Annotated in this window: 17 protein-coding genes; 7 read left to right on the forward strand and 10 right to left on the reverse strand. The window is 64.5% G+C overall.

Annotated features, from left to right (window positions below; genetic code table 11):
* Positions 1-85: 85 nt before the first annotated feature.
* The 5 genes from sucD to zapE all read right to left on the reverse strand — a co-directional run bounded on the left by sucD (position 86) and on the right by zapE (position 5,280).
* Complete coding sequence (gene sucD / locus NR187_RS29930; protein WP_148755124.1) at positions 86-970, reverse strand: succinate--CoA ligase subunit alpha; 885 nt, start codon at positions 968-970, stop codon at positions 86-88.
* Between the two features lie 34 nt (positions 971-1,004).
* Positions 1,005-1,484, reverse strand: coding sequence for a DUF1579 family protein (locus NR187_RS29935; protein ID WP_211383608.1), 480 nt, complete (start codon positions 1,482-1,484; stop codon positions 1,005-1,007).
* A gap of 4 nt (positions 1,485-1,488) precedes the next feature.
* Entirely contained in the window at positions 1,489-2,685 is a 1,197-nt protein-coding gene (gene sucC / locus NR187_RS29940) for an ADP-forming succinate--CoA ligase subunit beta (protein WP_256808697.1), read from the reverse strand.
* 220 nt (positions 2,686-2,905) lie between these two features.
* Entirely contained in the window at positions 2,906-3,874 is a 969-nt protein-coding gene (gene mdh, locus NR187_RS29945; RefSeq protein WP_094972741.1) for a malate dehydrogenase, read from the reverse strand.
* Positions 3,875-4,095: 221 nt separating this feature from the next.
* A complete protein-coding gene (zapE, locus tag NR187_RS29950) occupies positions 4,096-5,280 on the reverse strand; it encodes a cell division protein ZapE (protein WP_211383610.1) in 1,185 nt (394 codons plus the stop codon).
* Between the two features lie 196 nt (positions 5,281-5,476).
* Between zapE and NR187_RS29955 the strand changes: the two genes are divergently transcribed.
* Both NR187_RS29955 and NR187_RS29960 read left to right on the forward strand, forming a co-directional pair.
* Entirely contained in the window at positions 5,477-5,731 is a 255-nt protein-coding gene (locus NR187_RS29955; RefSeq protein WP_211383611.1) for a type II toxin-antitoxin system VapB family antitoxin, read from the forward strand.
* The gene (locus tag NR187_RS29960; protein ID WP_211383612.1) at positions 5,731-6,135 is read left to right on the forward strand and encodes a type II toxin-antitoxin system VapC family toxin; all 405 of its coding nucleotides are present in this window, start codon (positions 5,731-5,733) and stop codon (positions 6,133-6,135) included. The genes NR187_RS29955 and NR187_RS29960 overlap by 1 nt, the downstream gene beginning before the upstream one ends.
* Positions 6,136-6,153: 18 nt before the next feature.
* Here the strand turns inward: NR187_RS29960 and thpR are convergent, their stop codons facing one another.
* Both thpR and NR187_RS29970 read right to left on the reverse strand, forming a co-directional pair.
* The gene (gene thpR / locus NR187_RS29965; protein ID WP_211383613.1) at positions 6,154-6,690 is read right to left on the reverse strand and encodes an RNA 2',3'-cyclic phosphodiesterase; all 537 of its coding nucleotides are present in this window, start codon (positions 6,688-6,690) and stop codon (positions 6,154-6,156) included.
* Between the two features lie 174 nt (positions 6,691-6,864).
* Complete coding sequence (locus NR187_RS29970) at positions 6,865-7,500, reverse strand: arylesterase (RefSeq protein ID WP_256808700.1); 636 nt, start codon at positions 7,498-7,500, stop codon at positions 6,865-6,867.
* A 55-nt stretch (positions 7,501-7,555) separates the two neighbouring features.
* Here NR187_RS29970 and NR187_RS29975 point away from each other — a divergent pair, with 55 nt between their 5' ends.
* The 4 genes from NR187_RS29975 to NR187_RS29990 all read left to right on the forward strand — a co-directional run bounded on the left by NR187_RS29975 (position 7,556) and on the right by NR187_RS29990 (position 12,666).
* Entirely contained in the window at positions 7,556-8,278 is a 723-nt protein-coding gene (locus tag NR187_RS29975) for an ABC transporter ATP-binding protein (protein WP_256808703.1), read from the forward strand.
* On the forward strand, positions 8,275-10,845 hold the full coding sequence (locus NR187_RS29980) for an ABC transporter permease (RefSeq protein ID WP_256808704.1): 2,571 nt from the start codon (positions 8,275-8,277) through the stop codon (positions 10,843-10,845). Before NR187_RS29975 ends, NR187_RS29980 begins: the two co-directional genes overlap by 4 nt.
* Positions 10,846-11,115: 270 nt before the next feature.
* Positions 11,116-11,907 carry a Bax inhibitor-1/YccA family protein gene (locus NR187_RS29985; protein WP_211383617.1) on the forward strand — a complete coding sequence of 264 codons (792 nt, stop codon included), beginning with the start codon at positions 11,116-11,118 and terminating at the stop codon, positions 11,905-11,907.
* Positions 11,908-12,135: 228 nt separating this feature from the next.
* Positions 12,136-12,666 (forward strand): GNAT family N-acetyltransferase, encoded by a 531-nt coding sequence (locus NR187_RS29990; RefSeq protein ID WP_211383618.1) that lies wholly within the window; start codon positions 12,136-12,138, stop codon positions 12,664-12,666.
* Between the two features lie 7 nt (positions 12,667-12,673).
* Here the strand turns inward: NR187_RS29990 and NR187_RS29995 are convergent, their stop codons facing one another.
* The 3 genes from NR187_RS29995 to acnA all read right to left on the reverse strand — a co-directional run bounded on the left by NR187_RS29995 (position 12,674) and on the right by acnA (position 17,362).
* Positions 12,674-13,042, reverse strand: a complete 369-nt coding sequence (locus NR187_RS29995) for a DUF2794 domain-containing protein (RefSeq protein WP_211383619.1) — start codon at positions 13,040-13,042, stop codon at positions 12,674-12,676.
* A gap of 590 nt (positions 13,043-13,632) precedes the next feature.
* On the reverse strand, positions 13,633-14,409 hold the full coding sequence (locus NR187_RS30000) for a thioredoxin family protein (RefSeq protein WP_211383620.1): 777 nt from the start codon (positions 14,407-14,409) through the stop codon (positions 13,633-13,635).
* A 232-nt stretch (positions 14,410-14,641) separates the two neighbouring features.
* Positions 14,642-17,362 (reverse strand): aconitate hydratase AcnA, encoded by a 2,721-nt coding sequence (gene acnA / locus NR187_RS30005; RefSeq protein ID WP_256808707.1) that lies wholly within the window; start codon positions 17,360-17,362, stop codon positions 14,642-14,644.
* Between the two features lie 244 nt (positions 17,363-17,606).
* Here acnA and ccmA point away from each other — a divergent pair, with 244 nt between their 5' ends.
* Positions 17,607-18,209: a heme ABC exporter ATP-binding protein CcmA gene (gene ccmA / locus NR187_RS30010; protein WP_211383622.1), complete on the forward strand. Its 603-nt coding sequence runs from the start codon at positions 17,607-17,609 to the stop codon at positions 18,207-18,209.
* The last annotated feature ends 108 nt before the right edge of the window (positions 18,210-18,317 follow it).

Here is an 18,317-nt window from a genome sequence, read left to right on the forward strand (position 1 = left end):
AGCCTCCCGGCAGAGGCTCGACGCGACAGGCACCATTTACCCTATTTGCTGCGAAACTTCGCCCGGAAAAGTACGAAGAAGTGAACTAGCCTTTCAACTTTTCGGCAAGCGTATGCCCGAGGCGTGCGGGAGACGGCGACACTGTAATCCCTGCGGATTTCATCGCGTCGGTCTTGGAACCGGCGTCGCCCTTGCCGCCCGAAATGATCGCGCCGGCATGGCCCATGCGGCGGCCGGGAGGTGCGGTGACGCCGGCGATGAAACCGACCATCGGCTTCTTGCGGCCGCGCTTGGCCTCGTCCTTGAGGAACTGGGCGGCGTCCTCCTCGGCGGAACCGCCGATCTCGCCGATCATGATGATGGATTCGGTCTTGGGGTCGGCCAGCAGCATTTCCAGCACGTCGATGAACTCGGTTCCCTTGACCGGGTCGCCGCCGATGCCGACCGCGGTGGTCTGGCCGAGGCCTTCCTGCGAGGTCTGGAACACGGCTTCATAGGTCAGCGTGCCGGAGCGGGAGACGATGCCGACGCTGCCGGTCTTGAAGATGTTGGCCGGCATGATGCCGATCTTGCATTCGCCGGCGGTCATGACGCCCGGGCAGTTCGGCCCGATCAGGCGCGACTTGGAGCCGGCCAGCGAGCGCTTCACGCGCACCATGTCGATGACCGGGATACCTTCGGTGATGCAGACGATCAGCGGGATCTCGGCGTCGATGGCTTCGCAGATCGCGTCGGCCGCACCCGGCGGCGGCACGTAGATCACCGAGGCATCGGCGCCGGTCTTCTCACGTGCCTCGCGCACGGTGTCGAACACCGGCAGGCCGAGATGCGTCGCGCCGCCTTTGCCCGGCGAGGTGCCGCCGACCATCTTGGTGCCATAGGCGATCGCGGCTTCGGAGTGGAAGGTGCCGTTCTTGCCGGTAAAGCCCTGGCAGATGACCTTGGTGTTCTTGTCGATCAGGATGGACATGAGGTCTGCTTTCGCGAAACTAACGAGTGAGAGGTCAGTGGATGCGGCGGTAGACGCCGGTGAGCACGTCGGCCCAGCCTTCCGCGTCCGGCGAGAACTGGATCTTCAACGAATAGGAATCATCGTCGATGATTTCGTAGACGTGGCGCGCATTGCCGCGGAGCGAACCGCGCACCAGCGTCAGGGTCTTGCCGACCCACCCGCCCGAAGCGGGCGAGGGCGGCGTGTAGCCGAGCGAGTCGTACCAGAACAATTTGTAGGTCCGGTCCTCGCGATCGAAGGTGAAAATGCCGTGGGTGGCGAAGCTTTGCTTGCCCTCGCGCGTCTGCACCGAGTCCTGGATCAAGTAGAACCCGTTGAGATCCATGTGCGCGACGACGTGAGACGTGGCCGACCCGCCTTCCGTCCAGCGCGACGGAAAGACCACCTCTTCGCCATTCCATTCGCCGGCGAACGCGGCGAGACGCGCATGCTCTGCAAGCGGGGACGATGCAGCGAGATGGTCCTGGGTCATGGCCTCAGCCTCCCTTGACGGCCTTCACGATCTTCTGTGCGGCGTCGTCGAGATTGTCCGCCGGCACCACGTTCAATCCGGATTCACGGATGATCTTCTTGCCGAGCTCGACATTGGTGCCTTCGAGGCGGACCACCAGCGGAACGCTGAGGCCGACCTCGCGCACGGCAGCCGTGACGCCCTCGGCGATCACGTCGCACTTCATGATGCCGCCGAAGATGTTGACCAGGATGCCCTTCACGTTGGGATCGGCGGTGATGATCTTGAAGGCGGCCGCGACCTTTTCCTTGCTGGCGCTGCCGCCGACGTCGAGGAAGTTCGCCGGCGCCATGCCGTAGAGCTTGATGATGTCCATCGTCGCCATGGCGAGACCGGCGCCGTTGACCATGCAGCCGATGTTGCCGTCGAGCGTGACGTAGTTGAGGTCGTATTTCGACGCCTCGATTTCCTTGGCGTCTTCCTCGGTCTCGTCGCGCAGCGCGAGCACCTCGGGGTGACGGAACAGCGCGTTGTCGTCGAACGACACCTTGGCGTCGAGCACGCGGAGCTGGCCCTGCTTGGTCACGACCAGCGGGTTGATCTCCAGCATCGACATGTCCTTGGCGACGAAGGCCGCGTAGAGCTGCGCAGTGAGCTTCTCGGCCTGCTTGGCGATGTCGCCCGACAGCTTCAGCGCGTTGGCGACCGTGCGGCCGTGGTGGCCCATGATGCCGGTCGCGGGATCGACCGAGAAGGTGACGATCTTCTCGGGGCTGTTGTGCGCGACGTCCTCGATGTTGACGCCGCCCTCGGTCGACACCACGAACGAGACGCGCGAGGTCTCGCGGTCGACCAGGATCGAAAGGTAGAATTCCTTGTCGATGTCGGAGCCGTCCTCGATGTAGAGGCGGTTGACCTGCTTGCCGGCGGGGCCGGTCTGGATCGTCACCAGCGTGGCGCCGAGCATCTGCTTGGCGAATTCGGCGACCTCGGCGGCCGACTTGGCGATACGGACGCCGCCCTTGTCGCCGGCGGAGGCTTCCTTGAACTTGCCCTTGCCGCGGCCGCCGGCGTGGATCTGGCTCTTCACCACCCAGACCGGGCCCGGGAGGGCCTTGGCAGCGGCTTCCGCGTCCGCGGGCTTCAGGACGGGAACGCCCTTGGAGATCGCCACGCCGAACTCGTTCAGCAGCGCTTTGGCCTGATATTCATGGATATTCATATGGTCGCTCCCTGAACCCGCGGGCGGTGACCTCTTGGGCCCACCTCAGTCTTGTGGCTGGCATACCATATACCACAGGAACTGCAACACGGATTCTTTGACATCGATCTGGACTGCCGAACCGGAAAACCCGCCAGGCCTTCAACAAGAGTTGCAGCCGGGCCCCGGAAGTGAAACCGCCGAAGACCGGTTTTTCGATCTTCGGCGGGGAATTTTGCGCTTAGCGGCCGAGAAGATCGGGGGCAATCTTCTTGCAGGCGTCCACCAGGCCCTGCACCGCCCCGACCGACTTGTCGAAGGCCTCGCGGTCCTTGCCGGCGAGCTCGATCTCGACGACGCGCTCGACGCCCTTGGAGCCGATCACGACGGGCACGCCGACATACATGTCCTTCACGCCGTATTCGCCGTTGAGGTAGGCGGCCGAGGGCAGCACGCGCTTCTTGTCACGCAGATAGCTCTCGGCCATCGCGATCGCGGACGCCGCCGGCGCGTAGAAGGCCGAACCGGTCTTGAGCAGATTGACGATCTCGGCGCCGCCGTTGCGGGTGCGGTCGACAATCTCGTCAAGGCGCGCCTGCGAGGTCCAGCCCATCTTGACGAGGTCGGGCAGCGGAATGCCGGCGACGGTGGAGTACTTCACCAGCGGCACCATGGTGTCGCCATGGCCGCCCAGCACGAACGCGGTGACGTCCTCGACCGAGACGTTGAACTCGTCGGCCAGGAAGTAGCGGAAGCGCGACGAATCCAGCACGCCGGCCATGCCGACGACCTTCTTGTGCGGCAGGCCGCTAGCCTTCTGCAGCGCCCAGACCATGGCGTCGAGCGGGTTGGTGATGCAGATGACGAAAGCGTCGGGGGCGTACTTCTTGATGCCGGCACCGACCTGCTCCATGACCTTGAGGTTGATGGAGAGGAGGTCGTCGCGGCTCATGCCGGGCTTGCGCGGCACGCCGGCGGTGACGATGCAGACCTTTGCATTGTCGAGCGCCTCGTAGGAATTCGCGCCGGTATAGTGCGCGTCAAAACCGTCGACCGGCGAGGACTGCGCGATGTCGAGCGCCTTGCCCTGCGGCACACCCTCGGCGATGTCGAACATCACCACGTCGCCCAGTTCTTTCAGGCCGATGAGATGAGCCAGCGTTCCGCCGATCTGACCGGAGCCAATCAAAGCAATCTTGTCGCGCGCCATGTGAACCTGTCCTTTAGACACGTAAGGAGGGGAAAACTGACAGGGTGGTTATCCCTTTCGCTTCCGCCGTTCAAGTCGGTGGATGCCCAATTGTCGGGCTTGCCGATGCCTCGGGCACGCAGCCCTGTCATTCCGGGCTCGCGACCAACGGGTCCGCGCAAAGCGCGGCCCGATGACGGGCTCCGTCGCGAGCCCGGAATGACAGCGCTGGCAAATAGGACTTAAGTCTCCACCAAGCCCTTGGTCGAGCCGCTCGCGGTGGAATCCTTGCGGCCGTGAGGCAGCGCCAGATAGGATTCCGAGCTCATTTCGATCAGGCGCGACGCGGTGCGCTTGAACTCGTTGGCCTCGTTGCCCTCGTGGGCGAGATAGAGCGAGATCGGATTGGCATCGGCCGAGGCCATCAGCTTCACGGCGTTGTCATAGAGCGTGTCGATCAGCGTGATGAAGCGCTTGGCGGAATTGCGCCGGGAGAAATCCATCACGGGAATATGGTCGACCAGGATGGTGTGGTAGTCGTGCGCCAGCCTGAGGTAGTCGGATGCGCCTAACGGCTTCTCGCAGAGATCGGCGAACGCAAAGCGCGCGACGCCATGGGCCGAGCACGGCACGTGCAGGATGCGGCCCTTGATCGAAATATCGCGCGACCTGCATTTGGCGCCGCCCGACATCTTCGACCAGGCGCGGTCGAGCGCTGCGTCCGCGTCGCTGTCCGCCGGCGTCAGCCACATCGGCACGCCCTGGAGCTTCTCCAGCCGGAAGTCGGTGCGCGCATCGAGCCGCGCCACGTCCATGTGATCCGTGATCTGCTTGATGAAGGGCAGGAACAGCGAACGGTTCAGGCCGCCCTTGTAGAGATCTTCGGGCGCGACGTTGGAGGTCGCGACCACCACGGTGCCGAGCTCGAACAATTTTGCGAACAGCCGGCCGAGGATCATCGCGTCGGCGATGTCGGTGACGTGAAATTCGTCGAAGCAGAGCAGCCAGCTCTCCTCGAAGATCGCGTTCGCGGTCAGCGCGATGACGTCGCCATCGGCGATCTCGCCGCGCGCGATGCTCTGGCGGTAGTCGTAGATGCGCTCGTGCACATCGGCCATGAATTCGTGGAAATGCGCGCGCCGCTTGTGCTCGACGGTGCTGTGCTGGAAGAACAGGTCCATCAGCATGGTCTTGCCGCGGCCGACCTCGCCATGGATGTAGAGCCCGCGCGGCGCCTCGTCCTTGTCGCTGCTGAACAGGCGGCTGAGCAGGCCCTGCTTGCGCGCCGGCTTGTAGTTTGCGAGCCGCTGGTCGAGCGCCGCATAGGCTTCCGCGACTTCGGCCTGCGCGGCATCGGGCTCGATCGCGCCGGACGCGATCTGGGCCTGATAAGCCTCGCGGAATGAGGAACTGGGGGTCGAGAGCATGGCTCTTTACCGCCAGAGATGAGCGAAAATTGCAACTCCGTATTGGCGCAAGGGCTTATGCGCCCCCACCCGTCGCGGACAGATCGCATGCATGCACGGACCTTGGCGCGAGACGCGGCACCCGGGCCGCCACGAGGATCATTCTTGCGCTCCGCCGGGCTAGAATATACCTATTGAGGAACCAAGGAACCTCGGTATGGCGCTTAGCATCAAGGACCCCGAAACGGAGCGGTTGGCGCGAAGTCTGGCGCAATTGACCGGCGAGAACATCACGACGGCAACCAAGCGCGCCATCGAGGAGCGTTTGCGCCGGCTCGGCGGTCAAGCCCACAAAGACGCTCTGCTTCAAGACATGGCCGAGATCAGGCGACGCTGGAGCGAAATGCGCGTCCTGGATGACCGCACGCCTGAGGAAATTCTCGGATACGACGAGCATGGATTGCCGCGCTGATGGTGATCGATACGTCGGCGATCGTGGCAATCGCGCTCAACGAAGACGATGCAGCGGATATCGAGCGACTGATCGTCGACGATCCGATCCGCCTGATCTCTGCGGCAACGGTGCTTGAAGCGACGAAGGTGATCGAGACACGGCTCGGTGATGCGGGCGGGCGCGAATTCGATCTCTGGCTCGTCAAGATCGGCGCCGAGATCGTGGCGGTCGATGCCGGACAAGCCGATGCAGCACGGCGCGCCTGGCGGCGTTACGGGAAGGGGCGTCATGCCGCGTCACTCAACTACGGCGATTGCTTTTCGTATGCGCTGGCTTTGACCCGCAGCGAACCACTGCTCTTCACAGGCAAGGACTTTGCGAAGACCGACGTCAGCCGGCCGGGCGTTGCACCGCCGCGATAGCGCGCCGAAGCGAAGACCTCACGGACACAGCTCGTAGGCGTCCTCGACCACATACGGGCCGCCGCCGGTGGAGGCACGCGACGAGAACAGCACGAAGCGTTCGGCCACGAAGGCCTTGCTGGGGAAGTAGCCGCGCATCGAGAGATAGTCGGCGACATCACGGTCGGTGGCGTCGTGCAGCCGGGCCAGCGTGACGTGCGGGATGAACTTGCGCCCCTCCGGGTCGAGACCGATCCGCTGCATCATGCGCTCGAGCTCGGCCTGCAATTCCATCAGCGGCCTGCTCGGCGCGATGGTCGCGACCACAGCGCGCGGCTTGCGTCCGCCAAAACTCTGCAAGCCCTGCACCTTCACCTCGAATGGCTTGCGATCGACCCGAAACAGCATCGAGGCGATCTCGTTGGCGGACATGCCGTCGATATCGCCGATGAAGCGCAGGGTGACGTGATAATTTTCGGGATCGATCCATCGGGCGCCGGGAAGGCCGCCCCGCAAATTGGAAAGCGTCTGGCTGACTTCAGCCGGGATTTCCAGACCAGTGAACAAACGCGGCATCGTTTCGCACTCCCGATGCTTGGACATGATCCCTGGGCAGGATCATATCCAAATTTTAGAGCCGGCGACGAATCACCGGTACCCTGATTTCTATCGCGTTTGTGTGACTCTGCGAAGCGTGACCCGTGAACTCACGGGATAACCCTTTCGGTTAGGGTTAGCGCTGCCTGCTTTTCAACGCCGTTGCTCAGCTATCGTGCCGATGAATGCCTCTACCGTGGGCATGATGTTGCCGACGATGATGTCGACGCCGGGCGCGGTCGGATGAATGCCGTCGGCCTGGTTGAGCTTGGCGTCGGCCGCGACGCCGTCGAGGAAGAACGGATAGAGCGGCACGCCGAATTTTTTCGCCAGATCCGGATAAATCGAATTGAAGCGCGCGGCATAGTCCGCGCCGTAATTGGGCGGCGCCAGCATGCCGCACAGCATCACCGCGATCTTGCGTGCCTTGAGGCGCTGGACGATCTCGGTCAGCGCCGCGCGCGTCAGGTCGGGATCGATGCCGCGCAACGCGTCGTTGGCGCCGAGCTCGATGATCACGCCGTCGGTTCCGTCGGGGACCGACCAGTCGAGCCGGTCGCGGCCGCCGGAGGCGGTGTCGCCGGACACCCCGGCATTGGTCATGTCGACTACTATGCCTTTGGCCTGCAAGGCTTTTTGAAGTTTTGTCGGGAACGCCTCCTGGGCCGGAAGGCCGAGGCCGGCGCTCAAGGAATCGCCCAGAACGACAAGCTTGACCGGTTTTGTCGTTTCCGCCCAAGCCGGGTTTGCGACCGTCATCAAAGCGAGCATCAACACGGCTATGTGCATGAACAATCCGTAACGCCTCTCGACCGCGTGTGCGGAGTTGCCATATGACCGGACCATGGACACTCGCCTCGATTCCTCTTCGCTCGCCGGCACCGCGCCGGACACCATCGCCATCTCCAACGTCAATCTGTCATTGGGTACGGGCGCGGCACGCGTTCACATCCTAAAGGATATCAGCTTGCGCGTCGGCCGTAGCGAGACGATCGGCCTGATCGGCCCGTCAGGCTCGGGCAAATCCACGCTGCTGATGGTGATGGCGGGGCTGGAACGTCCTGATAGCGGAGAGGTGGTGGTCAGCGGCACGGCTTTCAATGCCCTCGACGAGGACGCGCTGGCCCGCTTCCGCGGCCGCCAGGTCGGCATCGTCTTCCAGTCCTTCCATCTGATTCCGACCATGACGGCGCTGGAGAACGTCGCCGTGCCGCTCGAGCTTGCCGGCAATCCGGATGCCGCAAAGCGAGCGGCGCAGGAGCTGCAATCGGTCGGGCTCGGCGACCGTCTGCATCACTATCCGACGCAGCTGTCCGGCGGCGAGCAGCAGCGCGTCGCGCTCGCCCGCGCGCTGGCACCCGATCCCGCCATCCTCGTCGCCGACGAGCCGACCGGCAATCTCGACGAAGCCACCGGACAACAGATCGTCGATCTCCTGTTCAGCAAGCATGCCGAACGCGGCATGACGCTGGTGCTGGTCACGCACGATTCCGCGCTCGCGCATCGCTGCGATCGCGTCATCCGCCTGCGCTCCGGCCGCATCGACACGCAGTCTGCGCCGGCATGAGCATCGCGGCCGAACCGTTCGCGAAGCCCAACGGCGTCGCGCTGTCGCTGCGCTACGCGCTGCGCGAATTGCGCGGCGGCCTGCGCGGCTTCTACGTCTTCATCGCCTGCATCGCGCTCGGCGTGATGGCGATCGCCGGCGTCGGCTCGGTTTCGGCGAGCCTGAGCGACGGGCTCGCGCGCGAAGGCCGGACGCTGCTCGGCGGCGACGTGTCGTTCGTGTTGTTCCAGCGCGAGGCCAAGCCGGACGAAGTCGCCTTCCTGCGCGCGCGCGGCACGGTCTCGACCGCCGCGACCTTGCGCGGCATGGCGCGTTCGGCCGAGGGCAAGCTCGCGCTGGTCGAAATGAAGGCGGTCGACGGCACCTATCCGATGCTGGGCCAGCTGACGCTGGTGCCGCAAATGCCGATGCCCGATCTGCTCGCGGAGCGCGACGGCGCGTTCGGTGCCGCCGCAGATCCGACGCTGCTGGCGCGGCTGTCGCTCAAGACCGGCGATCGCGTCACCATCGGATCCGCGACGTTCCAGATCCGCAGCACCGTCGAGGCCGAGCCCGACAAGCTCGCCAGCGGCATCGGCTTCGGCCCGCGATTTCTCATCAGCGAGGCGGGGTTGCGCGCCACCGGCCTGATCCAGCCCGGCAGCCTGGTGCGCTGGGTCTACCGGGTGAAATTGCCTGACACCGCCAACAGCGAGCGCGCCACCGAAACCTTTATCGCGGACGCGCGCAACGCGGCGCCGCAGGCCGGCTGGGAGGTCCGCAGCCGCTCCAATGCCTCGCCGCAACTCGAGCGCAACATCAACCGCTTCACGCAGTTCCTGACCCTGGTCGGCCTCGCCGCGCTGCTGGTGGGCGGCGTCGGCGTCGCCAATGCCGTCAAGAGCCATATCGACCGCAAGCTCGAGGTGATCGCGGCCTTCAAGGCGATCGGCGCGACCGGGCGCGACGTCTTCGGGATCTACCTGGCGCAGGTTCTCCTGCTCGCGGCGATCGGCTCGGCGATCGGCCTTGCACTCGGTGCTGTCATGCCCTTCGCCATCGTCGGCCTGTTCGGCAAGCTGTTGCCGTTGCCGGTGGTGCCGGCGGTGCATGCCGACGAGCTTGCGCTGTCCTTCGTCTACGGGCTTCTCACCGCGCTCGCCTTCGGCCTGTGGCCGCTCGGCCGCGTGCACGACGTGCCGGTGGCGGCGTTGTTCCGCGACACCATCAGCTCCGAATGGCACCGGCCGCGCGTGGGCTACCTCGTGTTCATGGCCGTCGTGGTCGCGCTGCTCGTCGCGGTGGTCATCGGACTTTCTTTCGACAAGCGCATCGCCGCGGTATTCGTGGCCTCCTCCGTCGTCGTGTTCGCGCTGCTGCGCGGCATCGCCGCGCTCTTGATGACGATCGCGCGACGGCTGCCGCGCTCGCGGTTTCCGATGCTGCGGCTTGCGATCGCCAACATCCACCGGCCGGGCGCGCTGACGCCCTCGGTCGTGCTGTCGCTCGGGCTCGGCCTCGCCGTGCTCGTCACCATCACCCAGATCGACGGCAATCTGCGCCGGCAGTTCCTTGCGGCCCTTCCCGAGCACGCGCCGTCGTTCTTCTTCATCGACATCCCGAGCACGCAGGCCGCGCGGTTCGACGGCTATCTGCGCCAGATCGCGCCCGGCGCGAAGGTCGAGGACGTGCCGATGCTGCGCGGCCGCATCGTCGGCGCACGCGGGGTCCGCGCCGAGGACCTCAAACCCACCACCGATTCCGAATGGGTGCTGCAGAGCGACCGTGGCCTGACCTACACCGCCGATCTGCCGAAGGGCTCCAAGGTGGTCGAGGGCGAGTGGTGGAGCGCAGATTATGCCGGCCCGCCGCTGGTCTCGATGGAGAAGAAGATCGCGGACGGCCTCGGCCTCAAGCTCGGCGACGAGGTGGTGGTCAACGTTCTAGGCCGGGACATTCCCGCCAGGATCGGCAATCTGCGCACCATCGACTGGCAGGGCCTCGGCATCAATTTCGTCCTGGTGTTCTCGCCGAACGCCTTCAAGGGCGCGCCGCACACCCACATCGCAACGCTGACAGAGGCCGGCGGCGACGCTGCGGGCGACGGCAAGATCATCAAGGAGGTCGCCGACGCCTATCCGATGGTGACGAGCGTGCGCGTGCGCGAGGTGATGGAGACGGTCGGCTCGGTCGTGACCAACCTTGCGCTCGCGATCCGCGGCGCCAGCGCGGTCACCCTGATCTCGGCGATCCTGGTGCTGGGCGGCGCGCTCGCCGCCGGCCACCGCCACCGCGTCTACGATGCCGTGATCCTCAAGACCCTGGGCGCGACCCGGCTGCGGCTGCTCGGCGCCTATGCGCTCGAATACCTCCTGATCGGGCTGGCCACCGCGGTGTTCGGCGTGATCGCCGGCAGCATCGCCGCCTGGATGATCGTGACGCGGCTGATGACGCTGAGCTTCGTCTGGCAGGCCGGCAGCGCGGCCGGCGTGGTCGCGGCCGCCCTCGTCGTCACCGTCGGGCTCGGGCTCGCCGGCACGCTGCTGGCGTTGAACAAAAAGCCCGCCACGGTGTTGCGGAATTTGTGACAAATGGTAGCGGGTGGCAACGCGATGTCGGAATCGCGCGATTCCGGCGATTAACCACGTCCGCTCGCCAGGATTGCGGGAAAGGGCGACATTCAGCCGCGCGTGGATGGTTGCAGCGGATGTGTTAGTTTCCCACATATCGAACGGGTTCGGAGTCCCGATTGTGAGCCAAATTTAATGTCGGCACACACCGGTATCCGAGATAGAATTTGACGAACCGGTGGCATGGCGACCCTCATGCCGGACCGGCCAACCAACGGGAATTCGACCATGTCGGACCTAGACCGTAACTACGCTTCTCCTTTCGGCAGGGCCGCCGGGCGTGTTGACGCCGCGACGGTCGATGCCGGCCTGCGCTCCTATATGCTGCGCATCTACAACTACATGAGCATTGGCCTGGCCATCACCGGCCTCGCCGCGCTCGGCGTCTACATGGCCGCCGTGACCGACGTTCCGACCCCGGAAGCCGTCCGCGTCGGCAAGCTGTTCCTGACGCCGTTTGGCTACGCGATGTTCGTCAGCCCCCTGAAGTGGCTGTTCATGCTCGCGCCGCTCGCCATGGTGTTCGTGATCTCGGCGGGTATCAACCGTCTCGCTCCTTCGACCGCCCAGATCCTGTTCTGGGTGTTCGCGGCGCTGATGGGTGTCTCGCTGTCCTCGATCTTCCTGGTGTTCACGCACACCTCGATCGTGCGGGTGTTCTTCATCACCGCGGCCACGTTCGGTGCGCTCAGCCTCTACGGCTACACCACCAAGCGTGATCTGACCGGAATGGGATCGTTCCTGTTCATGGGCCTGATCGGCATCATCATCGCGAGCCTGGTCAATTTGTTCCTGGCCAGCACGATGCTGCAGTTCATCGTCTCCGTGGTCGGCGTGCTGGTGTTCGCGGGCCTCACCGCCTGGGATACCCAGCGGCTGAAGAACGACTACATCTACGGCTACGCGTCGGCCGGCGGTGACGTTGCAGAGCGTGCGGCCATCACCGGCGCGCTGTCGCTGTACCTGAACTTCATCAACCTGTTCACGCTGCTCCTGCAGCTGCTCGGCCAGCGCGACTAAGCGCTGAGACGAGAGAACGGACACGAACCCCGGCCGAGAGGCCGGGGTTTTTGTTTGGGCCCGGATGCTTCCCCAAACGCCGTCATTGCGAGCGAAGCGAAGCAATCCAGAGAGCCTCCGCGGATGCATTTCTGGATTGCTTCGTCGCAAGGGCTCCTCGCAATGACGAAGTATGTGGAAGCATCGTTGCCTCTTCCAGCCGTCCCGGTAAGGCTCTAATCTCCTCCCATGTCCGCACCTGAGATCAGACCAGCCCTTGAGGCCGACCTTCCCGCCATCACCGCCATCTACCAGCAGGCTGTCCGCGAGGGCACCGCGACGTTCGAGCTGGCGCCGCCCGACCTGGCTGAAATGACGCGCCGCTACCGCGCGCTGGTCGACGGTGGCTATCCCTATTTCGTCGCCATCCTCGACGGGCGCGTCGCCGGCTATGCCTATGCCGGTGCCTACCGGCCAAGGCCGGCGTACCGCTTCACGGTCGAAAACTCGATCTACCTCGATCCGTCCTTCCACCGCCGCGGCATCGGGGCGCTCCTGCTGGAGCGGCTGATCGTCGAATGCGAGGCGCGCGGCTTCCGCCAGATGATCGCCGTGATCGGCGATTCCGCCAATGCCGGCTCGATCGGCGTGCACACCAAGGGCGGCTTCAAGATGATCGGCACCCATCCCAATGTCGGGCTTAAATTCGGCCGCTGGCTGGACACCGTGATGATGCAGCGCGACCTCGGTGAGGGCGCGAGCACGGTGCCGGGGAAGTAGAGCCTCGTCAGACCACCGCCAATTTCCGGTCGATCACCAGGAGCACGCGCTCCAGCTCGTGGCCGCGGCGCAGGATCAAGCCCGTCGCCGAAATCACACTGTACATGCCTTGCTTGCGCGCGAGCCGCGGATCCTTCTCAATTCGATAGATCGGCACTTCCGAGGCGCGGCGAAAGACCGAGAACACGGCGCGGTCTTTCAGGAAGTCGATGGCATAGTCGCGCCACTCGCCATCGGCGACCATCCGGCCGTAGAGATTGAGAATACGGTGCAGCTCGAGCCGGTTGAACGTCACGCGGCTCAGTTGAGCATTGGCAGCGGCGGGGCGCGCCGCCGCGCGCTGTTCGCTCGGATCGGCATCCTCCGACAGACTCATGGAGCGCCTCCTGTCGCATCAGCATGGTCGCGTCCGCGAAGACCGTCCCCGGAACCGCGGATCATGACAGTTGCATGATTGCGCCAACCGTTCTCCTCTGCAAGAGGCTCCTGGTTCCACCGGCCAAATCGGTTGCAAATCAGCACACACGCAACGGTGGCAATATATCGCGGCGAACCGTCACGGGATCGTTAGCAGGAATCATAGTGTCGCCGCTTTTCCGCCCAGCGACTGCCGCCCTGCACTGCGAAAAGACCTGTGTGCGTTGACCCGGTCCTTTCGGTTCCGGATTCCTCAGCCCCCAGCCCCCCGGGGTCGTCAGGATCGGGTCTGTTCGCGCCACAAGGAGGGCCAACGCGAGTTGGTCCTTTTTTGTTTATGTCCGGATGTTTCCGGCTCGACCAAGTTCTCCCCACCACTGCGCAAACTCTCGCCCCTCATCCTGAGAGCCGCGAAGCGGCGTCTCGAAGGATCGAGGCCCGAGATGCATCAGCGGGGCCTGCATGGTTCGAGACGGCGCTGGCGCGCCTCCTCACCATGAGGATTGAGAGCGGGGATTTGTCGGAGAGAAAGCGAAGCGCCGAGCGAGTTCAGTGCAGCGACGTGTAGGCCGCGCCAAGCATCGGGCCCGGTTTTTCTCGGCTGCCGTCCTGGACATAGACCACCGCGCCGTCGACGCCGTCGCGCGTGAGGTTCTCGATCGGCACCGTCCAGCTTTCCGGACGTCCGGTCCAGTCGCCCACCTTGAGCAGGTTGCGCACGACGTTGTGATAGATCACCTGCTGCCCGCGATTTTCGCCGCGGCTGATCGCGATCGGCACCGACTTCGCAATCGAGCAGATCCAGACCTCGCCATGCGAGACCGCAGGCTCCTTGCTGGCGGCCACCGAGACGTTGATCTGCTTGCCCGCCAGCGACATCGTCACCGGCACGCTCATCACGCCCACGCCCTTGTCGGTCTTGCCGATCGCATTCTCGATACCGGTGCGGTCGCTGCCGACGACGTGCGTGGAGCCGTTGACCACGACTTGCGGCGTGTAGACCTCGCGGTCGCCGCGCATGCGCGAATAGGCACGCTGCCGCGCCGAGAAGCGTGAATCCGCCAGCGTGTCCTTCCAGCCGAGATAATCCCAATAGTCGATCGGCATGCTCAGCGCGATGATCGAGGGATCGCTGGAGAGGTCGCCGATGATCTTGTCGGCCGGCGGGCAGGACGAGCAGCCCTGGGAGGTGAAGAGCTCGACCACGGCGCGAGGATCAGCCTCGGCAGGACGTATGACGGCGACGATCGCACAGATACCAAGTGCTCCCGACCAGAAGGCACCAGACCAACGTGAAACCAGATGAGAAGCCGTCATTGTTGTCATGTCGTACGCCGCACACCATTGCTCGTGAGAAGGGAAATCTTACCGCCGGATGGTCACCGTAGTCTTACGGGCGCGGCACACTCTAGCGTCCAGACAACCACCCAAAGCGAGGTATTTCGCAGGGCGGGCCCGTCCGAAGCTGCCGCAAACGCGCGAAGGCGGCCTTGTGATAGGCCGCCTTCGTTTAACCTTCTACTCACTTCGCAGTGAGCCACCGTTCACAAATCCGCGCTTATGCCGCGAGCTTGCGCAGCACATAGTGCAGGATGCCGCCGTTGCGGTAGTAATCGAGCTCGTCCAGCGTATCGATGCGGCAAAGCAGCGAAACGCGCTGCAACGAGCCGTCGCCGGAGACGATCTCCGCGGTCAGCTTCTGACGCGGCTTCAGATCGCCGATGAGACCGCGCAGCGTGACCTTCTCGTCGCCCTTCAGGCCGAGCGACGACCAGGAGGTGCCGTCCTCGAAGGTCAGCGGCAGCACGCCCATGCCGACCAGGTTGGAGCGATGGATGCGCTCGAAGCTCTGGCAGATCACGGCGCGCACGCCGAGCAGACGCGTGCCCTTCGCGGCCCAGTCGCGCGAGGAGCCGTTGCCGTATTCGGCGCCGGCGAACACCACCAGCGGAACCTGCTCCTGCTGGTACTTCATCGCGGCGTCGTAGATCGACATCTGCTCGCCGTCGGGCCAGTGCTTGGTAAGACCGCCCTCGGGGATGTTGCCGTCAGCGCCCTTCAACATGAAGTTCTTGATGCGGATGTTGGCGAAGGTGCCGCGCATCATCACTTCGTGATTGCCGCGGCGCGTGCCGTACTGGTTGAAGTCGGCGGGACGCACCTGATGCTCGCTGAGATATTTTCCGGCGGGCGAGGTGAGCTTGATCGAACCGGCCGGCGAGATGTGGTCGGTGGTGATCTTGTCGCCGAACATGGCGAGGATGCGCGCCTCGACGATGTCGGTGACCGGCTCCGGCTCCTTCTTCATGCCGTCGAAATAGGGCGGGTTCTGCACGTAGGTCGAGCTCATGTTCCAGCGATAGGTCTCGCTCTCGACGGTCTTGATCTTGCGCCAGTTGGTGTCGCCCTTGAACACGTCGGCATACTTCTTCTTGAAGATCGCCGCGGTCACGAACTTCTTCATGAAGGCGTTGATTTCCTTCGTCGTCGGCCAGATGTCCTTCAGGTACACCGGCTTGCCGTCCTTGCCTTCGCCGAGCGGCTCGATGGCGAGGTTCTTGGTGACGCTCCCCGCGAGCGCGTGGGCGACGACCAGCGGCGGCGAAGCCAGATAGTTCGCCTGCACGTCCGGCGAGACGCGGCCTTCGAAGTTGCGGTTACCGGAGAGCACGGCGGCCGCGACGATGCCGTTGTCGTTGATCGACTTCGAGATCTCCTCCGGCAGCGGACCGGAATTGCCGATGCAGGTGGTGCAGCCGAAACCGACCAGGTTGAAGCCGACCTTGTCGAGATCGGTCTGGAGACCGGAATCGGCGAGATAGGCCGCGACCACCTGGCTGCCCGGGGCCAGCGAGGTCTTCACCCACGGCTTGGCCTTGAGGCCCTTCGCGGCAGCGTTACGGGCAAGCAGCCCGGCGCCGATCAGCACGCTCGGATTCGAGGTGTTGGTGCAGGAGGTGATGGCGGCGATCACGACGTCGCCATGGCCGAGGTCGAAATTCTTGCCTTCGACGGCAAAGCGCTTCTTGGGCTCTTCGGCCTTCTTGTACTCGGTGCTGAGCGCGAGCGAGAAGCCTTCGGCGACCGACGGCAGCGCGATGCGGCCTTCGGGGCGCTTCGGACCGGCCATCGAGGGCACGACGTCGGCGAGGTCGAGCGTCAGCGTCTCGGTGAACACCGGATCAGCCGACTTGGCGGTGCGGAACAGTCCTTGCGCCTTGGCGTAGGCCTGCACCAGGGCGACGCGCGGAGCGGCGCGGCCCGAGGTCTTCAGATAGTCGATCGCGGCGGCGTCGACCGGGAAGAAGCCGCAGGTCGCGCCATATTCGGGCGCCATGTTGGCGATCGTCGCCTTGTCGGCAACGGAGAGATGGTCGAGGCCGGGGCCGAAGAACTCGACGAACTTGCCGACCACGCCAAGCTTGCGCAGCATCTGCGTGACGGTGAGCACGAGATCGGTCGCGGTGACGCCTTCCTTCATCGCGCCCTTCAGCTTGAAGCCGACGACGTTGGGCAGCAGCATCGACAGCGGCTGGCCGAGCATGCAGGCTTCCGCCTCGATGCCGCCGACGCCCCAGCCGAGCACGGCGAGACCGTTGACCATGGTGGTGTGGGAATCGGTGCCGACCAGCGAGTCGGGATAGGCGACCTCGAAGGTGCCGGTCTTCTTGCCGACCGTCATCTTCTCCTTCTTGGTCCAGACCGTCTGGGAGAGATATTCGAGATTGACCTGGTGGCAGATGCCGGTGCCGGGCGGCACGACGGAGAAGTTCGAGAACGCCTTCTGGCCCCACTTCAGGAACTCGTAGCGCTCCTGGTTCTGCTTGTACTCCTCGGCGACGTTCTTGCCGAAGGCCTTGTTGTCGCCGAAGAAGTTGACGATCACGGAATGGTCGATGACGAGGTCGACCGGCACCAGCGGATTGATCTTCTCGGCGTCGCCGCCGAGCTTCTGCATCGCGTTGCGCATCGCGGCGAGGTCGACCACCGCGGGCACGCCGGTGAAATCCTGCATCAGGACGCGGGCCGGGCGGAACGCGATCTCATGCTCGAGCGACTTCTTGCGCAGCCATTTCGACACCGCGACGATGTCGTCCTTCTTGACCGAGCGGCCGTCCTCATTGCGCAGAAGGTTCTCGAGCAGGACCTTCATCGAATAGGGGAGTTTCGAAATTCCCTTCAGACCATTCTTCTCGGCCGTGGGCAGGCTGTAATAGACATAGGTCTTGGCGCCGACCTTGAGGGTCTTTTTGCATTTGAAGCTGTCGAGCGAGGTCATGTAGGAAAATCCCAATTGTTAGTTATACCCGGCAAGGGGTATTTTAACACCGTCAGCGAGTCCGGCTGGGTCGCTTGCAGGGGCAGGTTGAGTTGCTGCATCAAGTAGTTCCGGGCTTATAGAAGCTTTCTAACCGCGCCGCCACAGCCACAATCGTGCCGCAGCAATTCGCGAGCCAAAAATTCCCATGCGCTACCCCAAGCTTTCCTGAGGCCTGACTTTGAACGGATTGATACGAGGCAAGATGCAGCTGGCGGGACGCGGGGTGGTTTGCGTGCGGGGCGGGCGCGAGGTGTTTTCCGGGCTCGATTTCGAGGCCACCTCCGGCGAGGCCGTCGCGGTGGTCGGCCGCAACGGATCGGGCAAGACGTCGCTGCTGCGGCTGATCGCCGGCCTGCTCATTCCGGCGGGCGGCACGATCGCCCTGGACGGAGGCGATGCCGAGCTGACCCTGCCGGAGCAATGCCACTATCTCGGCCATCGCGACGCCCTGAAGCCGGCGCTGAGCGTGGCGGAAAATCTGTCATTCTGGGCTGATTTTCTCGGCGGCGAACGCCTTGACGCCGCCGAGAGCCTCGCCACCGTCGGCCTCGACCATGCCGCCGATCTGCCCGCCGCCTTCCTGTCGGCTGGCCAGCGCCGCCGGCTGTCGCTGGCCCGCCTGCTCACGGTCCGCCGACCGGTCTGGCTGCTGGACGAGCCGACCAATGCGCTGGACGTTGCCGGGCAGGACATGGTCGGCGGCCTGATGCGCGAGCACCTTGCGCGCGGCGGCCTGATCATCGCCGCCACCCACGCCCCCCTCGGGATCGATTCGCGGCAGCTTCGGATCGGGGGTGCAGTGTGATTCCAATGGACCCTCAGTTTTCCAAGCGGCCGGATTCCGCTCTCTCCGTTCCCGACCTCGCTGCGGGGCAGCGTCAGGGAGGGGGGTGCCGCGGGGCGTGCTCTCTCG

The organism is Bradyrhizobium sp. Bra64, assembly GCF_024519875.1.
In the GTDB taxonomy this organism is placed as follows: Bacteria; Pseudomonadota; Alphaproteobacteria; order Rhizobiales; family Xanthobacteraceae; genus Bradyrhizobium; species Bradyrhizobium japonicum_G.